At 66.9% G+C, this 24,796-nt stretch carries 19 protein-coding genes and 1 pseudogene; 12 read left to right on the forward strand and 8 right to left on the reverse strand.

The window, feature by feature from the left end; translation table 11 throughout:
• Positions 1 to 211: 211 nt before the first annotated feature.
• The 3 genes and pseudogenes from LXM88_RS24550 (at position 212) to LXM88_RS24560 (ending at position 3,900) form a co-directional block, all read left to right on the forward strand.
• A complete protein-coding gene (locus LXM88_RS24550; RefSeq protein ID WP_262545059.1) occupies positions 212 to 1,108 on the forward strand; it encodes a LysR substrate-binding domain-containing protein in 897 nt (298 codons plus the stop codon).
• Positions 1,109 to 1,152: 44 nt separating this feature from the next.
• Positions 1,153 to 1,221, forward strand: a pseudogene (locus LXM88_RS24555) (ester cyclase); the annotation flags it as partial.
• Positions 1,222 to 1,731: 510 nt separating this feature from the next.
• A complete protein-coding gene (locus LXM88_RS24560) occupies positions 1,732 to 3,900 on the forward strand; it encodes a hypothetical protein (RefSeq protein WP_262545060.1) in 2,169 nt (722 codons plus the stop codon).
• Positions 3,901 to 4,002: 102 nt separating this feature from the next.
• Here the strand turns inward: LXM88_RS24560 and LXM88_RS24565 are convergent, their stop codons facing one another.
• Complete coding sequence (locus LXM88_RS24565) at positions 4,003 to 4,743, reverse strand: sulfite exporter TauE/SafE family protein (RefSeq protein ID WP_258283957.1); 741 nt, start codon at positions 4,741 to 4,743, stop codon at positions 4,003 to 4,005.
• Between the two features lie 211 nt (positions 4,744 to 4,954).
• Positions 4,955 to 5,971: an aldo/keto reductase gene (locus LXM88_RS24570; protein WP_262546914.1), complete on the reverse strand. Its 1,017-nt coding sequence runs from the start codon at positions 5,969 to 5,971 to the stop codon at positions 4,955 to 4,957.
• A 140-nt stretch (positions 5,972 to 6,111) separates the two neighbouring features.
• Between LXM88_RS24570 and LXM88_RS24575 the strand changes: the two genes are divergently transcribed.
• The gene (locus tag LXM88_RS24575) at positions 6,112 to 7,023 is read left to right on the forward strand and encodes a LysR family transcriptional regulator (RefSeq protein ID WP_262545063.1); all 912 of its coding nucleotides are present in this window, start codon (positions 6,112 to 6,114) and stop codon (positions 7,021 to 7,023) included.
• Between the two features lie 42 nt (positions 7,024 to 7,065).
• Here LXM88_RS24575 and LXM88_RS24580 read toward each other — a convergent pair whose 3' ends face one another.
• A complete protein-coding gene (locus LXM88_RS24580; protein ID WP_262545064.1) occupies positions 7,066 to 8,220 on the reverse strand; it encodes a porin in 1,155 nt (384 codons plus the stop codon).
• Between the two features lie 381 nt (positions 8,221 to 8,601).
• Here LXM88_RS24580 and LXM88_RS24585 point away from each other — a divergent pair, with 381 nt between their 5' ends.
• Positions 8,602 to 9,699 carry an OpgC domain-containing protein gene (locus LXM88_RS24585; RefSeq protein WP_262545065.1) on the forward strand — a complete coding sequence of 366 codons (1,098 nt, stop codon included), beginning with the start codon at positions 8,602 to 8,604 and terminating at the stop codon, positions 9,697 to 9,699.
• Positions 9,700 to 9,760: 61 nt separating this feature from the next.
• Positions 9,761 to 10,696, forward strand: coding sequence for an alpha/beta hydrolase (locus tag LXM88_RS24590; RefSeq protein ID WP_262545066.1), 936 nt, complete (start codon positions 9,761 to 9,763; stop codon positions 10,694 to 10,696).
• A 105-nt stretch (positions 10,697 to 10,801) separates the two neighbouring features.
• Here LXM88_RS24590 and LXM88_RS24595 read toward each other — a convergent pair whose 3' ends face one another.
• Positions 10,802 to 12,016: an FAD-dependent monooxygenase gene (locus tag LXM88_RS24595; RefSeq protein WP_262545067.1), complete on the reverse strand. Its 1,215-nt coding sequence runs from the start codon at positions 12,014 to 12,016 to the stop codon at positions 10,802 to 10,804.
• Positions 12,017 to 12,182: 166 nt separating this feature from the next.
• Between LXM88_RS24595 and LXM88_RS24600 the strand changes: the two genes are divergently transcribed.
• On the forward strand, positions 12,183 to 13,127 hold the full coding sequence (locus LXM88_RS24600) for a LysR family transcriptional regulator (protein ID WP_262545068.1): 945 nt from the start codon (positions 12,183 to 12,185) through the stop codon (positions 13,125 to 13,127).
• 135 nt (positions 13,128 to 13,262) lie between these two features.
• Positions 13,263 to 14,021, forward strand: a complete 759-nt coding sequence (locus LXM88_RS24605; RefSeq protein ID WP_262545069.1) for an SDR family oxidoreductase — start codon at positions 13,263 to 13,265, stop codon at positions 14,019 to 14,021.
• Positions 14,022 to 14,097: 76 nt separating this feature from the next.
• Here LXM88_RS24605 and LXM88_RS24610 read toward each other — a convergent pair whose 3' ends face one another.
• Entirely contained in the window at positions 14,098 to 14,433 is a 336-nt protein-coding gene (locus LXM88_RS24610; RefSeq protein ID WP_262545070.1) for an H-NS histone family protein, read from the reverse strand.
• Positions 14,434 to 14,793: 360 nt separating this feature from the next.
• On the opposite strand from LXM88_RS24610, the gene LXM88_RS24615 reads away from it, so the two are divergent.
• Entirely contained in the window at positions 14,794 to 15,420 is a 627-nt protein-coding gene (locus tag LXM88_RS24615) for a TetR/AcrR family transcriptional regulator (RefSeq protein WP_262545073.1), read from the forward strand.
• A 100-nt stretch (positions 15,421 to 15,520) separates the two neighbouring features.
• Here LXM88_RS24615 and LXM88_RS24620 read toward each other — a convergent pair whose 3' ends face one another.
• Both LXM88_RS24620 and LXM88_RS24625 read right to left on the reverse strand, forming a co-directional pair.
• Positions 15,521 to 16,615 carry a potassium channel family protein gene (locus tag LXM88_RS24620; protein ID WP_262545074.1) on the reverse strand — a complete coding sequence of 365 codons (1,095 nt, stop codon included), beginning with the start codon at positions 16,613 to 16,615 and terminating at the stop codon, positions 15,521 to 15,523.
• 84 nt (positions 16,616 to 16,699) lie between these two features.
• Positions 16,700 to 18,034: an NAD(P)/FAD-dependent oxidoreductase gene (locus LXM88_RS24625; RefSeq protein ID WP_262545076.1), complete on the reverse strand. Its 1,335-nt coding sequence runs from the start codon at positions 18,032 to 18,034 to the stop codon at positions 16,700 to 16,702.
• Positions 18,035 to 18,259: 225 nt separating this feature from the next.
• Between LXM88_RS24625 and LXM88_RS24630 the strand changes: the two genes are divergently transcribed.
• Positions 18,260 to 19,114: a helix-turn-helix domain-containing protein gene (locus tag LXM88_RS24630; protein ID WP_175840076.1), complete on the forward strand. Its 855-nt coding sequence runs from the start codon at positions 18,260 to 18,262 to the stop codon at positions 19,112 to 19,114.
• A 106-nt stretch (positions 19,115 to 19,220) separates the two neighbouring features.
• A complete protein-coding gene (locus LXM88_RS24635) occupies positions 19,221 to 20,888 on the forward strand; it encodes an ATP-dependent helicase (protein WP_262545079.1) in 1,668 nt (555 codons plus the stop codon).
• Positions 20,889 to 20,948: 60 nt separating this feature from the next.
• Here the strand turns inward: LXM88_RS24635 and LXM88_RS24640 are convergent, their stop codons facing one another.
• Positions 20,949 to 22,508: a methyl-accepting chemotaxis protein gene (locus LXM88_RS24640; RefSeq protein ID WP_262545080.1), complete on the reverse strand. Its 1,560-nt coding sequence runs from the start codon at positions 22,506 to 22,508 to the stop codon at positions 20,949 to 20,951.
• Between the two features lie 230 nt (positions 22,509 to 22,738).
• Between LXM88_RS24640 and LXM88_RS24645 the strand changes: the two genes are divergently transcribed.
• Positions 22,739 to 24,253 (forward strand): MDR family MFS transporter, encoded by a 1,515-nt coding sequence (locus LXM88_RS24645; protein ID WP_262545082.1) that lies wholly within the window; start codon positions 22,739 to 22,741, stop codon positions 24,251 to 24,253.
• The last annotated feature ends 543 nt before the right edge of the window (positions 24,254 to 24,796 follow it).

The raw sequence follows: 24,796 nt of genomic DNA on the forward strand, positions 1-24,796 counted from the left end.
AACAACACGTGCAACGCGATCTTGAACGACACGCCCCACGACGAATCGATCTGCATGACAGGCTCCCTGGTCGAGATGCGGCCATGATCGGGCATCGATCGTGCCCCGAAAATGCGGAATCGGCGAATCGCGCCTCAGGCTGCGCCTGAGACCGGTGCTGCGGTTCCTGCTAACTTATCGGCCATTCCAACGCTATCGCTCCCCGCCCATCATGCGCTTCGACCTGACCGACCTGCGGCTCTTCCTGAACATCTGCGAGGCCGGCACGATCACGAGCGGCGCCGAGCGCACGCACATCACGCTGCAGGCCGCGAGCGAACGCATCCGCGGCATGGAGGACGAACTCGGCGTGCCGCTGCTGCACCGGACCAAGTCGGGCGCGCAGGCGACCGACGCCGGCCGCGCGCTCGAACACCACGCGCGCACCGTGCTGCAGCAGATCGACCACATGCGCGGCGAACTGCAGCAATACGGCCAGGGGCTGCGCGGCCATATCCGGCTGCTGTGCAACACGGCGTCGCTGAGCGAATACCTGCCCGACGCGCTGGCCGATTACCTGCCGCATCATCCGAAGCTGTCGATCAGCGTCGAGGAGCGTTCGAGCCAGGAGATCGTGCACGCGATCCGCAACAAGACGGCCGAGGTCGGCATCGTTGCCGATTCGGTCGGGCTCGGCGGGCTCGAACAGAAGCCGTTCCGCGAGGACTGGCTGATCGTCGTCGTGCCGGCCGCGCATCCGCTCGCGTCGCACGACAAGGTCGCATTCGACACGATCGCCGACGCGGACTTCATCGGCCTCACCGACGGCAGCGCGCTGCAGGTGCATCTCGCCGATCAGGCGCGCGCGCTCGGCAAGCGGATCCGCTATCGCGTGCAACTGAAGAGCTTCGATGCGATCTGCCGCGTGATCGCGAGCGGCGTGGGCATCGGCATCGTGTCGCGTCATGCTGCCGAGCGCGCGATGCAGACGCTGGACGTGCGGCTCGTCGAGCTATCCGATCCATGGAGCCACCGGAAGCTGACGCTCTGCGCGCGGTCGTTTGACGCGCTGCCGAAGTACACGCGGGAGTTCGTGGGGTTTCTGTCCGGTGAAACAGGGCCGCGGTGACGAGTGCGACACGCCTCCACCCATCGACACCCGAAGACATGGCCATGACCGACACCGATCTCGCCACTCGCTACCGCGCGTATATCGACTGCCTGAACCGGCAAGTCTGGCCGGTGATCGACAAAGCGGCGATCGAAGCCCAGCTGTAACGCACGCCGGAGCAGCCCGGCATCGCGCTCGATTCATTTCGATCCTTATGGATAACGTTTTCTCTCAAATGAGACCGAAAACGCATCTCCCGGCAATCTTCCCGGCAACCACTTCCACGCCGGCATCCCGCACCACACTCCATCAATCGCCGAAAAAATCCCTCGCAATTTCCGCGCAATTTTGACCCACGCGCTCCCCGCTCATTCCCACCACTCGGGTTTCTACCGGCGCATCGAATGTGAAAGTTGATTGACATCACGTCGATCGATGCCTAAATTTGGAAAACGTTTTCCAATGCATCAGCGCGACGCCGGCCACGGCCCGCGCGGGGAGAACGCTTGCCCGCTCGAGTTGTGATTCAGGCCATCCGTCGTCAGGGATCAGGGTTGCAAGGCGGAGGTCAGGTACGGGCATCGAGCGCGGCAACGGCCACACCAGCCCGTCCGTCATCACTATTCAAAACTGGAGACACAATGCATCCGCGCAGCAGATTCGCGCTCGGCGCCGCGCTCAGCGCCCTTTCCGTCCTGTTCGTCAGCGCCTGCGGCGGCAGCGACGTGACCGACACGCCGTCTTCATCGCCGTCGACCTCGACGCCCACGCCCGCGCTCGCGGCGAACTCGCTGCAGGCGCTCGTCTACGGCGCGCCCGACACCAGCGTGCCGGCCGGCACGAACATTCCCGTCACGATGATGGGCCAGATGCGCGCGCTGTTCGACCTGATCCGGAAATCGCCCGACTTCACGCAGGTCGTGATGGATCTCGGCGACGGCACGCCGGTCCACGTGCTCGACACGAACACCGGCGACAAATTCCTGCCCGGCAAGCTCGCGCTCGGCCTGTCGTACATCCTGATCGACATGAAGTCGAAGGGCGACCCGCAATACGCAAGCTACCTCGCGACGTACCAGACGATCACGACCGCGATGATGGCGCAGTCGGGCAGCAACTACGCGTATGCGAATACGTCGTGGGGCGAGTACTACTACCTCGTCGCGCTGAACAACCTGAAGGCGCACGGGATGCTCAACGAAGTCTTCAGCGACGCGATGCTCGCGACACTGCAGCAGCGGCTCACCTTCTGCGACATGTTCGGCCCCGACGCGAGCGGCAAGACGAGTACGTGCCCGGCCGCCGGCACACCGATCGACATCGCGTCGCTCAACACCGCGCAGAACTACTATGCGGTGTCCTACGGAATCGCCGGGCTGCGGCAGAAGCTCGGCTGGAGCAGCCCGTCGTTCGCGTCGGCGACCGATCCGTCCGTCGCGACCATGGGCGCGCGCGACGCGCTGCTGTACACGCTCACGAACCACATCCGCAAGGATTCGTCGGGCGGTTTCTCGGACGAAGCGTCGAACACGCACACGACCTATTACGACCAGGCGCGCTTCGATCGCTACAGCACGCTGCTGATCGGCGAAGTGACCGAGCGCACGTTCGAGATGGGCAACGAGGCGAACCTCACGCCGGAACTGAAGGGCTATCTGCGCAAGTCGGTCGACCTGATCCTCCCGCAACTGAACGGCGACGGCCAGGGCTTCAACTACGGCCGCTCGATCGGCCCGTACGGCGATTCCGCGTTCATGGAAGTGCTGACGGCCGCGGCCAACGCCGGCGTGCTGTCCGACCGGGAGAAGCAGGTCGCGTACGCGTTCATCTACAAGGCCGCGCATCGCTTCGACACCTACTGGTACGACCCGTCGCTGCCGACGCCGTCGGTGAACATGTGGGTCAAGGGCCGCGGCACCGACACGTATCGCGGCAAGCCGCGCGTGATGGGCGAGAACTTCAGCCTGCTGCACCAGTACCTGTACGTGAACGCGTGGTGGAACAAGCTCGGCTTCGGCGGCAACGCGCCGATGGCGGATGCGGACTACAACGCATGGCTCGACGCGCTGCCGCGCTACACGCTCACCTGGTACAACCAGCCCGGCGACACCGCGCATCCGTACAGCGCGGCGCTGCTCACCGTGCGCGACGGGCGCCGCGTGATCAACCTGAACCTCAGCCAGGCACCCGACTACAACTCGTTCACGCCGTATTATCCGGTGCCGTTCTCCGACAAGCTGATCTACGGCACGACCGATCTCGGCTATGCGCTGCTGGTACCGCAGGTGTCGTACAACGGGAAGACCTACATTCCCGTCACGTACTACAAGAACCTGAACGTGCAGCAGGCCAACGGCCAGGTGATCGTGTCGTTCGATACGACGAAGTTCCGTCTCGCGTCGAAGAACGCGGCGTACACAACCGATCTCGACCTGCAGGTGCATACGGTGCTGACGTTCGCGCACGGCACGGTCGCGCGCAGCGATACGCTGAGCTCGGGCACGCTCACCGGCAACCTGTCGGTCGAGACGGACTTCACGTCATTCGCGGATTTCGCGTCGACGCAGGCCAACGGCGACGGTGTGTCGGTCACGTACGCGAACAGCGCCGCGACCGGCTATGCGGCGTCCGGGTTCGACAACTGCGCGCTGTCGGCCTTCGACACGGTGAACGGCACGACGAATCCGCTGTCGACGACGCCGATCGGCCAGTTGCATTCGAACTTCGCATGCACGACGAAGCCGTTTGCGCTCGGCACGGGCACGACCCGCTCGTTCGGGTGGACGCTGAAGTACGCCGATCCGGCCTGAGCGGCATGACCGCCGCCCTGTGACGATTCCCGAAGCCGGCAGCAGAAACCGGCTTCGGGATGTTTCGGGACGGCGGGCATCACCCTCCCCGGCGATGCCCGCTTACAGCCACCCCGAAGCGGCCATGTACGCACCGAGCGCAATCAGCCCGACGAAAAAGCAGCGCCTGAACGCCTTCTCGCTCATCACGCGCCGCGCGTATTGCCCGCCAGCCATGCCGGCCAGCGCCGGCACGAGTGCGAGCGCCGACACGCCGAGATCGACGGTCTGCAGCGCGCCCGTCACGCGCAACTGCAAGCCGAGCGCGATCGTCGATGCGGTAAACGACAGCCCGAGCGCCTGGATCAGGTCGTCCTTCGACAACCGCAGCGCCTGCAGGTACGGCACCGCCGGCACGACGAACACGCCGGTCGCGGCCGTCACGACGCCCGTCAGGTAGCCGACCACCGCCGACAGCCATGTTTCGTGACGCCCCGGCGCGGGCAGCCGCGCGGCGGCCAGCCCCCATAGACCGTAGGCGATCAGCACCACGCCGAGCGCCGCGTGCGTCCACGTGCTGCCGGCCGCGAGCGCGGGCAACCCGCCCGTCAGCGTGCCGATCGTGAGACCGGCAAGCAGCGGCCACAGGCGACGCAGCAGCGGCCCGAACGACGGGCCGAGCCACAACTGCCACACATTGGTGATGAACGACGGCACAAGCAGCAGGCTCGCCGCGGCCGACGGCGGCATCGCGAGCGTCAGCAGCCCCATCGCGATCGTCGGCAGGCCGAGCCCGATCATTCCCTTCACCGCGCCGGCCAGCAGGAAAACCAGCACGATGATCGTCAGCGTATGAATTTGCATGGAGGGCGTTCCGTCCGGTTGAGTACGGCGCCGATGGTGAACCCCTGCCACGCCGCCCGCCATCTGGCTTTGCCTGAGGCTGGCTAGGGCCTGTCGGGCGGGCTTGCGCCCCTTCACGCGCGCACGCCGCTCCCGGGAAACGCGTCGCCGTAGCACGAACGGCACGCTCGCTTTCGCGTCGCATCACACGCGCCACCGGCCACCGAACCACTCAGTCCCCATGAACCGGCCCCCGCGCCTGCTCGCTGTCAAGGTGCGCCATCTGTGCGGCCGGATAACGGTCGCCGGCAGCCGCCCCGGCGGGCACCGCCGCTTCGATGCGGTCCAGATCATTGACCGTTAGTTGCAATTCAGGCGCACGCAATGCGTCCTGCAGTTGCGTGCGCTTGCGCGCGCCGATCAGCGGCACGATGTCGGCGCCGCGCGACAGCACCCACGCAATCGCGACCTGGGCCGGATTGCTGCCCTTCTCGTCGGCGATCGCGCGCAGCGCGTCGACGAGCGCGAGGTTGTGCGCGAGGTTCTCGCCCTGGAAGCGCGGGCTCGCCGCGCGGAAATCGCGCTCGCCCTGCCGCGCGGTGCTCCAGCGCCCGCCGAGCAGCCCGCGCGACAACACGCCGTAGGCCGTCACGCCGATGCCGAGTTCGCGGCACGCAGGCAGGATCTCCGCCTCGATGCCGCGCGACAGCAGCGAATACTCGATCTGCAAATCGGCGATCGGCGCGACGGCCGCCGCACGGCGGATCGTATCGGCGCCGGCTTCCGACAGCCCGATATGGCGCACGTACCCGGCCTTCACGAGATCGGCAATTGCGCCGACCGTCTCCTCGATCGGCACCGCCGGATCGACGCGCGCCGGCCGGTAGATGTCGATGTAGTCGGTGCCGAGCCGCTTCAGCGAATACGCGACGAAGTTCCGGATCGCAGCGGGCCGCGCGTCGTAGCCGGCGAACCCGCCGGCCGGATCGCGCAGCGCGCCGAACTTCACGCTGATCAGCACCTGGTCGCGCACGCGGCCGCGCAGAGCGTCGCGGATCAGCATCTCGTTGTCGCCCATTCCGTAAAAATCGCCGGTGTCGAGCATCGTGATTCCGTGGTCGAGCGCCGCGTGCAGCGTCGCGATGCTTTCGTCGCGGTCGGCCGGCCCGTAGAAATCCGACATCCCCATGCAGCCCAGCGCGATCGCCGAAACCTGCGGGCCCGTGCGGCCCAGTCGACGCGTGTCCATGTCGTTTCCTTCGAGTGATAAGTGGATGGACCGGATTGTGGGCGCATCGCGGAATGCGATAAACGCGAAACGCTCCACCAAACCATTCGACGCTGATTAACAATGGAGCCTGTTCCCATCCGCCAACGCTCCCGCCCCGCATGGACCATCTGCAAGCAATGCGCATCTTCGCGCGCGTCGCCCATCTCGGCAGCTTCACGAAAGCGGCCGAGCAGTTGCAACTGCCGCGCCCGACGGTCAGCAACGCCGTCCAGTATCTGGAAAAGCACCTGAATATCCGCCTGCTGCAGCGCACGACGCGGCGCGTTGCGCTGACCGCCGAGGGCGCGACCTATTACGAGCGCTGCGTGCAGTTGCTGGCCGATCTCGACGATGCGGAATCGCTGTTCGAGGACGCCCGCGACTCACCGCGCGGCGTGATCCGCGTCGACCTGCCCGAGCGCTTCGCGCTGAACCAGGTGATCCCGGCGCTGGCGGATTTCCACGCGCGCTACCCCGGCCTGCGCGTCATGATCAGCACGACCGACCGCTTCGTCGATCTCGTCGCCGACGGCATCGACTGCGCGGTGCGGGTCGGCGTGCTGTCCGACACGTCGCTCGTCGCGCGGCGGATCGGCGAGATGGCGCAGATCAACTGCGCGTCACCCGCGTATCTTGCGCGCCACGGCACGCCGCGCTCGCCGGACGAGCTGCCCGACCACACCGCGGTCGGCTATTTCTCGAGCCGCACGGGCCGCGAGCTGGACTGGGAATATGCGGACATGGATTCGGGCGAGCTGCACACGGTGAAGATGCACAGCACCGTGTCGGTCAACAGCTCGCAGGCGTATCTCGCGTGCTGTCTCGCGGGCCTCGGGCTGATCCAGGCGCCGCGCGACGGGCTCGCGCCGCTGCTCGCCGACGGCTCGCTGGTCGAGGTGCTGCCGGAATGGCATGCCGAGCCGCTGCCCGTGTCGGTGGTGTTCCCGCACGGGCGCCATCTCGCGCCGCGCGTGCGGATCTTCGTCGACTGGCTCGCGGAAACGCTCGGCGGCTCGCGCCGGACGGACTGACGACGGACGGTGCCGGGGCGCTCGGCCCCGGCTGCCGCTCGGTCAGAACTTGTGGCGGATCGCGGCGCGCACCGCGAACTGGTTCGCCGACGAGGACGGGCCGTCCGTCCCGACGACGTAGCCGCCGTCGGCCGCCGTGCCGGTCTTGTCGCCGGCGACCTTTTGCCACGCACCCTGCAGATAGACGTCGGTGCGCTTCGACAGGCTGTAGTCGGCCATCAGCCCGACCGTGTGGTACTTCGGCTTGAACGAGCCGGCCGCGGCATCGAACTTGCCGTCCGTGTATACGTACTGCGCGCCGAGATAGAAATCGGGCGTGAGCTGGTACTTGCCGTTGATTTCGAAGTTCTGGAACTTCGTCGCGGTCAGCCCGAGGCCGGCGAACGTCGAGGCCGGCAGGTAGACGGTCGACACCGGGTTCTTCACGTCCGTCTTCGTGTAGACGAAGCCGACCGTTGCCGGGCCGAACGTGTAGTTCACGCCGCCGCCGAAGATCCGCAGGCGGTCGGCGACGAAGTTCGCGTCGTCGGCCGCGATCGCGCCCGCGTTGCCGATGCCCGGGTTGTTTGCCTGCAGGTATGCGGCCGCGACCTGCAGCCCGGCCAGCGAATACTGCGCGCCGATGCTGTACTGGCGGTTGTTCGAGAAGCCGGTGCTGTTGCTGAAGCTGTACGTGCCGCCGAACGTCAGGCCGTTCCAGTCGGCGCTCGCGTACTTGACCGTGTTGTTGACGCGGAACGAGTTGTCCGTGTTGTCGTTGTCGAACGGGTGCGAGAACAGCGTGCCGCCCCAGTTGCCGTTCGCGGTCAGCGGTGCGAGATAGTCGACGACGGAATCGTACTGGCGGCCGAAGGTCAGCGTGCCGAAGCGCGACTCGCTCAGCCCGACGAAGGCCTGGCGGCCGAACATGCGGCCGCCCTGGCCGAGCCGGCCGTTGTTCACGTCAAAACCGTTTTCCAGCGTGAAGATCGCCTTGAGCCCGCCGCCGAGATCCTCGGTGCCCTTCAGGCCCCAGCGGCTGCCCTGCGCAAAGCCGCTCGCGAGCTGGTAATTCGTCTTTCCGACCCCATTGACGTTCACGTTGTTCGTGTAATTGAAGCCTTCGTCGATCAGGCCGTACAGCGTCACGCTGTTCTGGGCAAAGGCCGGCGCGGCGAAGGCAGCGAGCGCGGCGGCAAATATGACGTGCTTCTTCATGACGGATCTCCGGAGCCGGGGGCCGGGCAGGCAAGCGCCCGGCGAATTGTTTCGTCTGTTGTATGTGTGGCCCGCAGGGCGGACGACGCGGTGTGCGGCCGCGTGCAGACAAAATGGTGTCACGTCGGAAACCGTCCGTCCATCGGGGTAAGGAAACCGCGCGCAAAGCGTTGCGCTCTCCCAACTGCCCCGTTGCGCAGACAGCGTGACCGGGCTTATCGGCAGCGGCGGATCGGGCCGCCATCCGCGTAAACCCGACAGGTGTCTCATCGGTGGCACAATGCGCATCCGTTCGTCATTTCTTCACGAAGTCATGCTTCACCCCGATTCATGCGCGTCGTGTGCCCGCCGCGCACGCGGCCCGCGCCGGGAGGCGGTCCGATGACCGCGCCTGCCCGGGCCGGCCGCTACGCCGAGCTCGATTTCTTCCGCGGCCTCGTGCTGCTCGTCATCGTCGTCGACCACATCGGCGGCAGCATCCTGTCGCGCGTGACGCTGCACGCGTACGCGCTGTGCGACGCGGCCGAAGTATTCGTGTTCCTCGGCGGGTTCGCGACCGCGATCGCGTACAACTCGCTCGCCGAGCGGCACGACGAGGCCGCCGCGCGCCAGCGCTTCATCCGGCGCGCGTTCGAGATCTACCGCGCGTTCCTCGTGACGGCCGGCCTGATGCTGCTGATCACGGCCGCGCTGAACGCGTTCGCGATCGACGGCCCGAACATGCCGACCAACGACCTCGACGGCCTGCTCCACAAGCCGCTCGCCGCGCTGCGCGACATCCTGCTGTTCCGCCGCCAGCCGTACCTCGCGTCGGTGTTGCCGATGTATGCGTTCTTCGCGCTGCTCGTCCCGCTCGCGCTGCCGCTCGCGCGCACGCAGCCGTGGCTGATGCTCGCGTTCAGCGGATCGCTGTGGTACGCGGCGCCGCACGTCGCGCGCTTTTTGCCGACCGTCGAAGGCGCACCGTGGGACTTCAATCCGTTCGCGTGGCAGTTCCTGTTCGTGCTCGGCGTGATCGCGCGCTGCCAGCCCGTCTACCAGACGCTCGCGCCCAAGCCGCAGGGCTGGCTGCTGACGGCCGTGTCGCTCGCGATCGTCGCCGCCGGTGCGTACTACCGGCTGCGCATCGAGCCGTTCCCAACCGATCCGTCGATCAAGCAGAACCTCGGCGCACTGCGGCTCGCGAACTTCCTTGCGATCGCGTGGCTCGCGGCCAAGCTCGTGCACCTCGGCTGGATGAAGAAGGTCGCGCACGCGATGCCGTGGATCGGCACGATCGGCCGGCAGGGGCTGCTGTGCTTCGTCGCGGGCACCGGCATCTCGCTCGCGGTCGATTCGCTGCTTTACCAGGCGACCGAAGGTTATCTCGACGTGCCGCTCGGCCTGACCGCCGACGTCGTCGCGATCGGCCTGCTGTATCTCGTCGCCAAACTCTACGGGCCGCTCGTCGCGCGGCTGCCGTTCCGTTCGCGGCGATGACGCGCCGCGCCGTCATGCGCCGCTGTTACGATAGCCGGCGCCTCTCCTGAAACGCTTCGCCATGCGCCGACTCGCCCTTCCGTTCGCCGTCGCCCTGATCGCCGGCTCCATCGCCACCGCCCGCGCCACGCCGGCCGCACCGACGGTATCGCCCGCGCCGCCGCCACCGGCCGTCCAGACCGCGACGACGCCGTCGACCGCCCAGGAGCCGCCGGTCAACCCGGGCAGCAGCGTCGCACTGCGCACGTTCCGGTCGGCATCGCTGAAGCGCGACTGGTCGTACACGGTCTACCTGCCGCCCGGCTACAACCCGGAAGGCGCGCGCTACCCGGTGATGTACCTGCTGCACGGCAATGCCGGCAACGCGAACGACTGGATCACGCAGGGCCGGCTGCAGGCCACCGCCGACACGCTGATCGAGCGCCGCGAGATTCCGCCCGTCGTGATCGTGATGCCGCAGGGCGGCACCGACTGGTACGTCGACCGCAAGGAGAAGATGCAGAGCGCGTTCCTCAACGACCTGCTGCCCGAAGTCGAAGCGCACTTCGCGGTGTCGAACCAGCGCGCGGGCCGCGCGATCGGCGGCGTGTCGATGGGCGGTTTCGGCGCGCTGCGTTTCTCGCTGCTCGAACCCGGCCTGTTCTGCGGCGCAATGCTGCTGAGCCCCGCGATCTATGCGAACGAGCCGCCGCTCAATTCCGCCGCGCGTTATGTCGGCGTGTTCGGCGACCGGCAGTTCGACTCGCGCGTGTGGCACGAGCTCAACTATCCGGCACTGATGCGCGGCTATTTCGCGCGTAGCTGGCGCGTGCCGATGTTCATCGCGGCCGGCGACGACGACCTGACGATCCAGGCCGAATCGAGCGTGCTGTACACGCAGCTGCGCCGTGCGCAGAACCCGGCCGAGCTGCGCATCGTCGATGGCGGGCATACGTGGGACGTGTGGCGCGGGTTGCTTGGGCAGGGGTTGAAGTACGCGCTCGAGTGCGTGAAGTGACGGCGGGCGGGCGTTGCCCCGCCCGTTTTCGTCAAGGCGGCCGATGCCCGGCCCGTCGTCCGTCGACAGGCGCGATGCGCTGGGCGCGACCCACGCGCTTCGGGCTCAAAGCCACGTACCACCCTGCCGCTCACTCGGTTCCTCGGCGAGCGCGTCGAAATCGTGAATCCAGTCCAGGTGATGCAGCACGCTGTCGCGTTCGGCCAGACGCGCGTTGCGCGCCTGCGCGGCCGGCCCGTCGGGCAGGTGCAGCACGTCGGCCGCGGAAATCGACGCGTACTGCACCTTGCGCGTACGGCCGCGACGCAGGCGCTCGTACGCTTCCTGCGCCTCGCGCCAGTTGCCCGGCCCGGCCTTCTCCAGTTGCGCCGCCAATACCACCGCGTCCTCGATCGATTGATTCGCGCCCTGCCCGTGATGCGGCACGAGCGCATGCGCGGCATCGCCGATCAGCGTCACGCGCCCTCGGCTCCAGCGCCCGAGCGGCGGCCGATGGAACAGCCCCCAGCGCTGGCTGATCGGCACGGCGGTGATCATCTGCACCACCGCCGGATGCCAGTCCCTGAACACGCGCAATTGCTCGCCCTCTTCCGCCGGCATGACCCAGTCGCGCGACGGCCACGGCGACGGATGACGCTCGACCAGCAGGAAATTCTGGTCGCCGTTGTCGCCGATCGGATAGTGCAGCAGATGTCCATGCGGCCCGACCCAGAACTGGATCGTGTCGGGATCGGGCAGCAGGTCCATGCGTTCGGCCGGCACCACGCCGCGAAAGCCCGAGCAGCCCGAATACAGCACATCGTCGTAACCGAGCATCCAGCGCCGCGTGATCGAGCGAGCGCCGTCCGCGCCGATCACGAGATCCGCTTCGACGCGCTCCCCGTTGTCGAACGCAAGCGTGACGCGATCGTCGTGCTGCACGAGATCGACCAGCCGATGGCCGAGATGAATGCAATCGGCGCCGACTGCCTTCGACAGCACGGCCTGCAGATCGGCCCGATGCACGCCCCAGTACGCGCCGCCGAATTGCCGGCGATAGTCGGGGTCGCCGCGATGATGGCCGATCACCGCGCCGCTGCGCCCGTCGCGATAGACGAGGCCCGGGATGTCCGCGCATACCGCGTCGAAGGCCGCGCGCAAGCCCATGCGCTCGTAGAAGCGCGTCGCGTTGGCCGACAGCGCGACGGCCGCGCCGACTTCGCGCAATTCGTCGGTCTGCTCGTAGAGCCGCGCGTCGATGCCGTGCTCGCGCAGGGCAAGCGCGAGCGTCAGGCCGCCGATGCCGGCGCCGACGATCGCAATCTTCAGGTTCGTCTGCATGATGAAGGTGTCTCCGATATTCAGATGTGGGGTCTGCGGGCTGCGCAGCGGTCATGTCGAATGCATGCGCCGTATCGGTAGTTTCAGGAGTGGACATTCATCCCGCAATAAAATGAAATGAATCTGCTTCATCACTGGATGCAATGAGCCGGGCAATGCGAAACCCATGGAACTGAGCGAGATCGACCTGAACCTGCTGCTGCTGTTCCAGCGGCTGATGCAGGAGCGGCGCGTGTCGAGCGTCGCCGAACAGATGAACATGAGCCAGCCGGGCGTCAGCAACGCGCTCGCGAAGCTGCGCCGCCGGCTCGGCGATCCGCTGTTCGTGCGCGGGCCGGGCGGCGTGGTGCCGACGCCGTTCGCGCTGCGGCTGGCGGAACCCGTGTCGCACGCGCTCGCGACGCTGCATGCCGCGCTGAATCCCGAGACGGGTTTCGATCCGCTGCGCGCGACGCGTACGCTGACGATCGGCATGACCGATATCGGCGAAGTCGTGTTCCTGCCCGCGCTGATCGAACACCTGTCGCAAGCGGCGCCGGGCATCGCGCTCAATACCGTGCGCAACACGAGCGTCAACCTGAGCGACGAGATGGCCGACGGTCGCGTCGATCTCGCGATCGGCCTGCTGCCGCAGCTCAAGGGCGGGTTCTATCAGCGCCGGCTGTTCGATCAGCGTTATGTGTGCCTGTTCCGGCACGGGCATCCGCTCGAAGATGCGCCGCTGACGGTCGATGCATGGCGCGACGCCGAGCACCTGGTCGTGGTGTCGGCCGACACGGGCCACGGGCAGGTGGATGACTGGCTGAAGCGGCGCCGCGTGAAGCGCCAGGTGCGGCTGACGGTGCCGCATTTCATGAGCGTGGGCTACATCCTGCAGCGCACCGACCTGATCGCGACCGTGCCGGAGCATCTCGCGCTGCAACTCGCCGCGCCGTTTTCGCTCGACTGGCGCGCGTTGCCCGTCACGCTGCCCGGTGCGCCGATTCATATGCTCTGGCACACGCGGGTCAATCAGGACGAAGGGAACCGGTGGCTGCGCGGCGTGGTGGCCGACCTGTTCGCGGAGACGGGCGCGCGTGCGCGCAAGGCTGTGCCCCGGCGGAAGAAATAGTCGCGGTTATCGCGTAATCGAGCGAGCGGTACGATGTCACTCGAACTTTCGCGTGGCACATTTCGAATGCATCGACCGGGCGACGAGGAGATCGATCGCCCCTCCTTCCCAATTCAACCAGCAGGACATCAAGCCATGTCTGTCACGAAGAAATTCGCAGCCGTCACGGGCGCCGGATCCGGCATCGGTCGTGCGGCGGCCATCGCGCTCGCCCAAGCGGGATTCACCGTCGCGCTGCTCGGACGCAACGAAGCATCGCTGCGCAAAACGCAGGACGCGATCCGCGCCGCCGACGGCGACGCGCACGTGTTTCCCGCCGACGTCACCGACGAAGCGTCGGTCGACCGCGCGTTTTCGCAAATCGCGCAGCAGTTCGGCCGGCTCGACGTCCTGTTCAACAATGCCGGCCGCAACGCCCCGCCCGTTTCACTCGGCGAATACGAATTCGACGTGTGGAACGGCGTCGTCGCGACGAACCTGACCGGCGTCTTTCTGTGCGCGCGGGCCGCGTGGCGCCTGATGAAAGCGCAAACGCCGCAGGGCGGCCGGATCATCAACAACGGCTCGATCTCGGCGCACGCGCCGCGCCCCGATACGATCGCATACACGGCCACCAAGCACGCGGTGACGGGCATCACCAAGTCGCTGGCGCTGGACGGCCGTGCGTACAACATCGCCTGCGGCCAGATCGACATCGGCAATGCAGCGACATCGCTTACGGAGCGAATGACGCAAGGCGTCCCGCAGGCCGATGGCAGCCTCGCGCCCGAGGCGCGCATGGATGTCACGCATGTCGCGAACGCGGTCGTCCAGATGGCCAGCCTTCCGCTGGACACGAACATCCTGAACATGACGATCATGGCGACCGCGATGCCTTTCGTGGGCCGCGGATAAACGCAGGCGGCGCGACAGACGGGCCCGGCGCTACCGTCGTATCCGTCGACGCCGGCCGCGCTCCGGACATGCGGCGTCAACCCGACCTGGCTTTCTTGCCCGCCGACGGCGGCTTGAGTATCACGAACTGACGGCGGTCCTTGCCCCGGATCCAGAGCGGCGCGTTGCCGCGCCCGCTCCACTCCTTCCCGCTCGCCGGGTCGCGATACCGCGCCGGCAGCACTTTCACGATGTACGCACCTCGGCGACCGTTTCGACCGACCAGGTCGCGATGCTTGATCGCATAGGTGTCCATCAGCGCGTGAACCTTCGCGATCGCATCGATACGTTCACGTGCGCGTGCGCGCTCGATTTCCTCGTCCAGTTCGTCCAGCTCGGCAACGAGCTGCGCATAGGTCTTGCTCACGCTCATCTTCTGCTTCCTGTCCCGCATCCGCATGCGAATCGACATGATTCGCATGACTAACAGACTGTTTTACAACGCTCCAAGACGACGGCATTCGCTTGACCGGCATGCGACGCACCGCTGCGCGCCGGATAACGCGACGCGAAGAGACGGACAATCCGCGGAACGACAACGCCGACGCCGCGGCAAACACCCCGATGCCGCCTACAGACAGGCACGCCCAGCCGAAACGATCGTGCGCGCGGAACAAACCCCGCTGCGGACATCCGGACGAACAATCGCACTCCGCGCTTCACATATCAAGTGATATGTGAAACGCGATCGTAATGGTATCTATCTCAAATATCAACTGATATCCTTCCGGCCATGAATACGGCGCCCCTTCCCCCGCGGCTGAGCCGCGAAGAAAGTCGACTGCAAACCCGCGCACATTTGCTCGCCGCGGCGAAGCGGCTGTTTGTCGACCACGGCTTCGGCGCCACGTCGCTCAGGGATATCGCGGCCGAGGCCGGCTACACGCAAGGCGCGTTCTATTCGAATTTCGCGAGCAAGGAAGAGCTGTTCGTGGAGTTGATGCGGGAGCGATCGAAGACGCAAGTGGCCGACATCGCCCGGGCGTTGAGCGACCCGTCCGCGACCGGGGACGACATCTTGAACGCGCTGGACGTCTGGTCGCGGACCGTCGATGCCGAGCCCGAGTGGTCGGTGCTGGGCGTCGAGTTCAAGCTTCAGGGGCGTCGCAACCCCGCTTTTGCAGCGGCGTCGCAGGCGTTACTCGACGGCCACCGCGATGGCCTCGCCTATTGCATCGAACAGATTTTCGCGAGGATGAAGAAGGTGCCGCCCGAATCGCCGGCCGTCCTGGCCGTGTCGTTCATGGGGCTCTCGCAGGGCCTGTCGCTGCAGCAGTCGATCCTGTCCGACGTGCCCATCGGGCACATGATCATGGTGTTCCTGCGCAGTTTGCTGGCGACAGCGGCGCCCGTGCGCTGATTCGGGATGCGCGGACGACAAGGAAGAAAGCCGGCTCCGCGATGGAGCCGGTTCGTGCGCGTTGGCATGAATTTATCGCGTTCCGCTTATAAGACAGCCGTCAAACATCCGCATCCGGAATCCGCGCCGACTGAATCACCACCAGCGTATCGCCCTTCTCGATCCGGCACGGCGGGTCTTCATAAAACGACTGGATCTTCCCGCAGCGATCGAGCCCGACCACGATCGCGCCCGGCACGACATTGGTCATGCAGCCGATCTCGTGCGGCAATGCTTCGCGCTCCAGCAGCGTCGCGCGCCCGCGCGTCGACAGCATGTCGTTCACGAACGGCACGATATAGCGGCTATGCACCGCATCCGCGAGCAGCAGCGCGCCGATCTTCGTCGACGACACGATCACGTCCGCGCCGGCTTGCCGCAGTTGCCGCTGGTACAGGTTCTCCTGGATCCGCACGACGATCTTCGTATCGGGCGCGATGCTGCGCACCGACAGCGTCAGCAGGATCGCGGTCGGATCGTCGGTCACCGAGATGATCACGGCCTTCGCCGCGCGCACCTGCGCCTGCTGCAGCAGATCCTCGTGTGCGGGGTCACCGAGCAGCCCCGTCACGCCGAGCGACGTTGCGGCCTCCAGCGCCTGCTGCTGCGAATCGATCACGATGATCGTCGCGGCATCGACGCCGCTCTCGAGGAGTTCGCGCACGGCGATCGACCCCGACAGGCCGTACCCGCACACGACGATGTGATCGGACAATTGCTTTTGCAGACGTTTCATGCGGAATTCCTCGATGACGCGCTGGATCACGAACTGATACGCCGTACCCAGGAAAATGAACCAGATGACGATGCGAATCGGCACGATGAAGAACGCATCGATCAGACGGGCGCGCGCGGTGACGGGCACGATGTCGCCGTAGCCGACCGTCGCGACGGTGACCATCGTGAAGTACACGAGATCGGCGACGGTCATCGGCGTGCTCTTGGTCGAATCGCGCAAACCGTCGCGATCGAGATACAGCACGAGGAACGCGAGCATGCACAACAGCGCGACCGCGCCGACACGGAACAGCAGCGTGCGCCGCGGCGATGTCGCGGGACGCGTGAACAGCATGCGCGCACGCGGCGCCTGCCACGGGTTGCGAGCACGACGCAGGCGCGAGCGTAACGAACGGCGCTTGGCGGAAGGCGTTGCCAACGGGGAATCTCCTGAAGGATGCGGGCTCGATTCTACGACGGGAACGCAGCGATCCGGCCCGACGTCATTGCATCGATTCGTCCGCTACAGCATGCTGCGCGGCCGCACCATTGTCCCATCGACGAAACGCTGCGCACGAAACGCCGACAGGTCGAGCGACGGCGCACCCGTGTCGATCCATTCGGCGAGCAGCCGGCCGACGATCGGCCCCATCGCGAAACCGTGACCGCAGAACCCCGTCGCGATCGCGAGCCCCGACGGCGTGCCCGGCGCATCGATCACCGGAATGCCGTCGGGCAGCACGTCGATCAGGCCGGCCCATGCCTCGACGATCTGCGCGTCCTTCAGCGCGGGGAAGATCGCCTTGAGCTTCGCGAGCGCGCGCGGCGCATGCGCACGATTCGGCTGCGGCTGCGGATCGCGCGGCTCGATCGGCCCGGTCGTGCCGTTGATCCGCACCAGCGCGTCGCGCCATGCAGCCGAATTCAGGTGCAGCCGGAATTTGTCGCGCTGCGACCAGAACTCCGGCCAGAACAGACTCAACCCGCGCAGGTGGCCAAGCGTCAGGTCGACGTCGACCTGCATGTCGTCGGCGAGATTGATCGCGCCGTTCTTGCGTTGCCGGATGCCGAGGCCGTGCCCCCAGAGCGTCGACGCGGACACCGGAGGCACCACGTTGGTGCGCATGCAGGTGCCGCGCACGGCCTGCTGCGGCAGCCGGATGCCGACGCCGTCGAGCAGCCGGAAACTCGCCGCGCCGGCCGCGCAGATCACGCGCCGCGTGCGGATCGTGCCGCGCTCGGTCGCGACGCCGACGACCGCGCCGCCGGCCGTCTCGATCGCCGTCACGCCGCAGCCTTCGAAGAAGCGCGCGCCTGACTCGATGGCGCGTGCGGCGAATGCCGCGGCCACACGGCGCGGCTCGGCCTGCCCGTCGGTCGCGGTATAGAGCCCGCCGAGCGTGCGCGCCTGCGGCGAAAGGCCGCTGACGCGCTCGTCGATCTGCGCGCGCGTCAGCGTGCGCGTATCGAGCCCGTGCTCGCGCGCGACGGCGAGCCATGCGTTGAACGACGCCCAGTCCGTTTCGTTGTCCGCAATATAGAGACAGCCGCCCTGCCGCCATTCGAGATCGAAACCGAGGATTTCCTCTAACCCTTCCCAGATCCGCATGCCGGCCATCATCAAAGGCACCTCGGCGGCTTCGCGCCCCTGCTGCCGCACGAAGCCCCATGCGCGCGTCGACTGCTGTCCGGCGATGCGCGACTTGTCGAGCACGACGGCCTTCAGGCCGCGCAGGCCCAGGTAGTACGCGGCCGCGCAGCCCATGATGCCGGCGCCGGCGATCACGACGTCGGCGTCGGCCGGAAACGCCGTGTCGGCGCGGGTCAGCGCATCGTGCAGCGGGTAGGTTGTCGTCATTGTTTCCTGTCAGGCGTTAATATTTTTGAGATACGGACGTGCGCGGTAACGTCGTGACACAGGTTTCACACAAACGCACCTTTCGAGACACTGAATGACGACCATTTTGCGGTAAAGTTATCTTTTCCGCGCGTGGCCGGTCGGCTCGCCACTGGACGTCATGAAGACTGTCCGTCGAGACTGCCGCAAGGCGTCGTTCTGAACGTCACGATCCGTTCCCGTAGCATGACCATTGAAGCAATCACCACGGATTCCCTCGCGGTTGCCGAGCGCGTTCGCGAGCTGATGACCCGCAACGGCATCGGCAAGCGCCAGCAGACTACCGAGCTGTGCCGCATCCTCGACCTGAGTTTCTCTCAAGGCCATCGTAAGCTGCGCGGCAGCAGCCCCTGGACGCTCGCGCAAATCAAGAAGGTCGCCGAAGCGTACGGCGAACCCGCCGCCCAGCTGTTCGGCGCGCAGACGCTCGACCCCGGCATGGTCGGCGCCTATTCGCAGGAGGCCGTACTTTACGCGGGCGTCGCCGAGATTCCGTGCACCGCATGGATCGGCGCGCCGCTCGAAGCCGGCGCGCGCCCCGAGTTCGTCGCGTACGAGCAGAACGGCCGCTGGCGCGTGCTGCGCCACACGGGCGTGCTGTACCAGAACGCGTACGACGTGCACAAGATCGAAATCTATCCACGCCGCGCGGAGAGCGACAAGCTCGTCGTCGCCGTGATCGATCCCGATCGCGTCAGCGCGACCGAGCTGTGCCGCTATCTCGAACGGCAGGGTTTCGCGACGGCCGCGTTCGACGGCCTCGCGCCGTTCGTCGACGCGCTGCAGGGCCAGGCCTTCGACGCAGTGCTCACCGAATGGCTGTTCGACGACAGCACGGCCGCGACCGCGATCAAGGCCGTACGCACGTCCGACAACCCGGGCGCACCGATCTTCGTGCTGACGGGCGACCTGCTCACCGGCCGCGCGAGCGAAGCCGACATCAGCGAAGTGATCCGCGCGTTCGACGTCGTCTGCTATGAAAAACCCGCGCGGATGGCGATCCTCAGCGCCGATCTCGCGAAACGGCTCGCGCGCGGGTGACCCTCCCCCGCATCCGCCCTCTGCCGGACGGCCAGCGTTCGTGCGGCCGTGAACAGGTTCCTCAGTACAATAGCCGCACCTGTTCACGCCCACGCAGCCCGACTCCATGGCCCGCCTCATTCCCGACGACTGGAAAAGCCTCGCCGCGACCGGCGCGGCCGAACGCGAGCGCGAAACGCTCGCCGCGCTCGAACACGCACTGCCCGACACCTACACCGTGTATCACGGCGTGCACTGGACGCGCGCCGAGCAAGGATTCTCGGTGTTCGGCGAAGCCGCGTTCGTCGTCGTGAGCCCGGCCGGCCGCGTGCTGCTGATCGAGCAGAAGGCCGGGTTCCTGCGCGAAACCCCGAAGGGGCTCGTGAAGGTCTACCTGCAGACCGAGCGCAACGTCGCGATCCAGCTCGCGCGCACGCAGGAAACGCTGCACCGGCGCCTGACGGCCGCGCTCGGCGCGGGCGTCTACGGCGTCGAGGCGCTGCTGTACTGCCCCGACTACTCGATCCGCCAGGCATCGATCGCCGGCGTCGCGGCCGACCGCATCGTCGACGCGTCGCGCAAGGCGCAGCTCGCGCAGGTGATCCTGCAGATCCTGCCCGAGGACGACGAGCGCCTCCCGAACGCACCGAAGCTCCACCATTTCCTCGCGGACGAGCTCGCGCTCACGCCCGACACGAGTGCACTCGTCGGGCAGGCCGGCACGCTCGTCACGCGGCTGTCGGGCGGCCTCGCCGCGTGGGCGCGCCAGCTCGAATTCGCGCCGTTCCGGCTGCGCGTCACCGGCACGGCCGGCTCGGGCAAGACGCAGCTCGCGGTGCAGGCGATGCGCGATGCCGTCGCGGCCGGCAAGCGCGTGCTCTACGTGTGCTTCAACCGGCCGCTCGCCGACTACATCGCGCGCATCGCGCCGCCCGGCGCGAAGATCGCGAACTACCACCAGCTGTGCGACTGGGTCGCGCGCGACAGCGGCTATACACCCGACTTCCAGGTACCCGGTGAATTCGAACGGCTCGAAGCGCGTTTCGCACAAGCGCCGATTCCCGAGCGCTGGCGCTTCGACGTGCTGGTCGTCGACGAGGGGCAGGATTTCCATGCGCCGTGGGCGGCCGCACTGGAGCGTTTGCTGGCGCCGGACGGCGCGTGGTGGTGGCTCGAGGATCCGCTGCAGAACCTGTACATGCGCGAGCCCGTCGCACTGCCCGGCTGGGTCACGCTGAAGGCGCTGACGAACTACCGCAGCCCGCGCGATTTGCTCGAATTCGTGCGCGACGTCGTCGGGCGCGTCGAGCCGCTCGCGGCCGAACTGCGCTCGGGCAGCCCGTTCGACGGGTCCGATCCGTCGGTGTCGGCATACGGGGAAGAAGGCATGTCGGGCGATGCCTTGGCGGAAGCGTGCATCGACGCGACCAAGCGCGCGATCACGCACGCGCTGTCGCTCGGCTTTCGCAAGCAGGACATCGCGGTGCTGTCGTATCGCGGCCGCGAAGGCTCGGTGCTCGCGCCGCTCGACCAGCTCGGCCCGCACCGGATCAAGAGCTTCACCGGCAAGTACGACCTGTTCGGCAACCCCGAATATCGCGAAGGCGACGTGCTGCTCGATTCCATCTACCGCTTCAAGGGCCAGTCGGCGCCGTGCGTGATCCTCACCGAAGTCGACTTCGATACGCTCGACGCGCGTGCTGCACGCAAGCTGTTCGTCGGCGCGACGCGCGCGACGATGAAGCTGCTGATCGTCGCGTCGTCGCGCGCGGCTGTGCAGCTCGTGGCTGTGTGACGCAGCGGGCAAGCGGCAGCCGGGCAGGCTAGCGCCCGCCCCGTCACCGCCCGCCATCGATCACGCCACCCGGAACGCCCCCACCGCGCGACGCAACCCGTCCGCCTGCTCCTCCAGCGACGCCGCAGCCGCCGCGGCCTGCTCGACGAGCGCCGCATTCTGCTGCGACACCTGATCCATCTGCGACACCGCGCGGTTCACCTGCTCGATCCCGTCGCGCTGCTCGTTCGACGCAGCCGCGATCTCGGTCATGATGCCCGTCACGCGCCCGATCGCGTGCTGGATGTCCTGCATCGTCGTGCCGGCCACGCCGACGAGCCGCGAGCCGTTCGCGACGCGCTCGACCGATTCGCCGATCAGCGTGCGGATCTCCTTCGCCGCGGACGCCGAGCGCTGCGCGAGCGTGCGCACCTCGCCCGCGACCACCGCAAAGCCGCGGCCCTGCTCGCCCGCGCGCGCGGCTTCGACCGCCGCGTTCAGCGCGAGGATGTTGGTCTGGAACGCGATCCCTTCGATCGTGCCGATGATGTCGGCAACCTTCTGCGAGCTCTGGTCGATCTCGGTCATCGTGCCGATCACCTCGCCGACCACCGTCGCGCCGCGCGTCGCGATCTCGCTCGCGCTGTCCGCGCAGGCCTGCGCCTCGAGTGCATGGTCGGCGTTCTGCTTCACGGTCGCGGTCAACTGCTCCATGCTCGCGGCCGTCTCCTGCAGCGCGGACGCCTGTTCCTCGGTGCGCTGCGACAGATCGGTGTTGCCGGCCGCGATCTGGTGCGTCGCCGTCGAGATCGCTTCGGATCCCTGGCTGACCTGGCGCACCGTGTCCGCGAGGCTGCGCTGCATGCCCGTCACGCCCTTGACCAGTTCGGCCATCTCGTCGCGCGACGACCAGCGCACTTCCGACGTCAGGTCGCCGTCCGACAGGCGGCGGAAATGCGACAGCAGCCGGTTCACCGGCTGCGTGATCGCGTAATGCAGGCCGATCGCGCAGCCGAGGCATGCGGCCAGGCCGAACGCGATGCCCGCGATCGCGCCGGCGCGCATCCAGCCGTAGTAGGTCTGCGCGGTGTCGTAGACATCCTTGCCGCGCGCCGCCTGGTACGTATCGAGCGCATCGGTCGCCTGCGTGAGCGCGACCGACAGCGGCGGCGCGACCGACATCAGCAAGCGGTCGGCCTCGTCGCGGCGGCCGTCGCGGATCGCATCGGTCAGCGGCTTCAGCGCCTGCCCGATCAGCGCCTGGCGCGCAGCGTCGAGACGGCTCGCCAGCGGGCCTTCGTCGCCGTCGTGCGGCATCGCCGTGTAGCTGCGCCACGCGGCGTCGGCCTTCGCGAGATAGTTCTCGGCCTTCTTGACGAGATCGGGCACTTCCGGCGCTTCCGGATGCAGCAGCGCGCGGTCGAGCGTCGTGCGCACGATCGTCAGGTTCAGGCTCGCGGCGGACAGCGCGGTCTTCGCAGCCAGTTGCTGCGTATAGGCCTCGTCGAGCGCGCGGTTCGAGCTCTGCATGCCGGCGAGGCCGATCAGCCCCGACACGACGAGCAGCACGGCAACGAGGCCGAGCGTGGAGAAGATCCGCGTACGGATCGAGAAACGGGAAAACAGGGCGTTCAGGTTCATGACGGCACGGGAGCGATAAAAAGTGCCGCGGCAATCGGACCGCAGCACTCTGGATTACGGTTTGCCTGCAGAAAACTTGAGTCCGGCCCCCTTTCTCCCTGATCCCGGTCAATTTTTCGCGGCGGCAATCTCCTGTTACGGTTGCAACATATCGAGGCTGGGCAGAAATTGACTAGGCAAACATTGGTCGTTATATTTCGAACCAATTCCCTGCCATGGCAGACATCTCGATGACCACCGACACCCTCCTTACTCCGCCGGCCGCCGAAACGACCCGCCGCGACGCGCCGACCGCGCTGATCGTCGCCGCGCTGCTGCTCGTCATGCTGCTGTCCGCGCTCGACCAGACGATCGTGTCGACCGCGCTGCCGACGATCGTCGGCGAGCTCGGCGGGCTCGACCAGTTGTCGTGGGTCGTCACCGCGTACCTGCTGTCGTCCACCGTCGTGCTGCCGCTGTACGGCAAGCTCGGCGACCTGTACGGCCGCAAGATCGTGCTGCAGGCCGCGATCGTGCTGTTCCTCGCCGGCTCCGCGCTGTGCGGCGTCGCACAGGACATGACGCAGCTGATCGTGCTGCGCGCGCTGCAGGGGCTCGGCGGCGGCGGCCTGATGGTCGTCACGATGGCCGCGATCGGCGACCTGGTGCCGCCCGATCGCCGGGCGCGCTACCAGGGGATGTTCGGCGGCGTCTACGGGCTCGCGACGATCGTCGGCCCGCTGCTCGGCGGCTTCCTGGTCGAGCACCTGTCGTGGCGCTGGATCTTCACGATCAACCTGCCGCTCGGCTTTCTCGCGCTCGCGGTGATCGGCATCGCATTCCGGCCGCACACCGCGCACGTGAAGCACCGGATCGACTACATGGGCGCCGCGTTCCTCGCGACCGCCCTCACCTGCGTGATCCTGTTCACGAGCGAAGGCGGCTCGCTGCTGCCGTGGACGTCGCCGCAACTGTGGATGACGCTCGTGCTCGGCCTCGTCGCGATCGGCGGCTTCATTTATGAAGAACGGCTCGCGGCCGAGCCGATCATCCCGCTCGAACTGTTCCGCCATCGCACGTTCGTGCTGGTCAGCCTGATCGGCTTCGTGGTCGGCACCGCGCTGTTCGGCTCGGTCACGTTCATTCCGCTCTATCTGCAGGTCGTGAAGGGCTCGACGCCATCGCAGGCCGGGATGCAGTTGCTGCCGATGATGGGCGGGATGCTCGCGACGTCGGTGATCAGCGGCCGGCTGATCTCGCGGCTCGGCTCATACCGCCTGTTTCCGATCGCCGGCACGCTGATCGGCGGGATCGCGCTGGCGCTGCTGTCGACGCTGTCGCTCGATACGCCGCTGCATACGATGTACGCGTACATGGCGCTGCTCGGGGTCGGCCTCGGGATGGTGATGCCCGTGCTCACGCTCGCGGTGCAGAACACGGTCGAATTCCGGCACATGGGCGTCGCGACATCGGGCGCAACGCTGTTCCGCTCGATCGGCAGCTCGATCGGCGTCGCGGCGTTCGGCGCGCTGTTCTCGCACGGGCTGCAGGCGCGGATGCTGCAGGCGCTGCCGGCCGGCACGGAGCTGCCGCCCGCGCTCGGCCCGGGCGCCGTGCACCAGTTGCCGGATGCCGTGCGCAACGCGTACCTGCATGCGTTCGCGGGCTCGCTGCATGTCGTGTATCTCGCGGCGGCGATCGTGGTCGCGATCGCGTTCGTGCTCGCATGGTTCGTCGAGGATGCGCCGCTGCGCAAGGGCGGCTGACCGTACCGGCGGGCGGCGGCGATGCCGGGCCAGGAAACCTGGCACGCTCGCATTCATCGACTCGGCGCGCGAGATATCGACGCTGAAAAAACGGTTTGCGCAAGTCGATACGCCGGCCGGTCAGGTTGCGGTGCGTACGTGTACCAGGTCAGCAAGCAGGCAGACAACCATTCGTCGTTCCGGTTGGCTTTGAGTCTGCCAGGTGGGCGTGTTGGGGCATCGATCAGGTCAGGAACAGCAGATATCTCCGGGAACGGGAATCTTGCGCAATGCTGCATGCGGTCCTCTGCGCAAAGTTTCTTTTACTCTCAAGGACGCATTGCACATAACCGAAGACGGATTCGAACTGTGCAGTGTTCCCCAAGCGCACAAATGACGCAGGCACGCCATTGTCTTGGTGTAATCGAGTGTAATGGACTCTGCCGCCTGACGGAGAATATGTTTTTGGTGCGCGGGCTTTCATATGTCGCGCCGCAAACCTAAATAACATTGATTTAATCGGGCCGATTATAGACGTGCGCCACCGATACCTGTGCCGCATGC

Source organism: Burkholderia sp. S-53 (assembly GCF_025560745.1).
GTDB lineage: Bacteria > Pseudomonadota > Gammaproteobacteria > Burkholderiales > Burkholderiaceae > Burkholderia > Burkholderia pyrrocinia.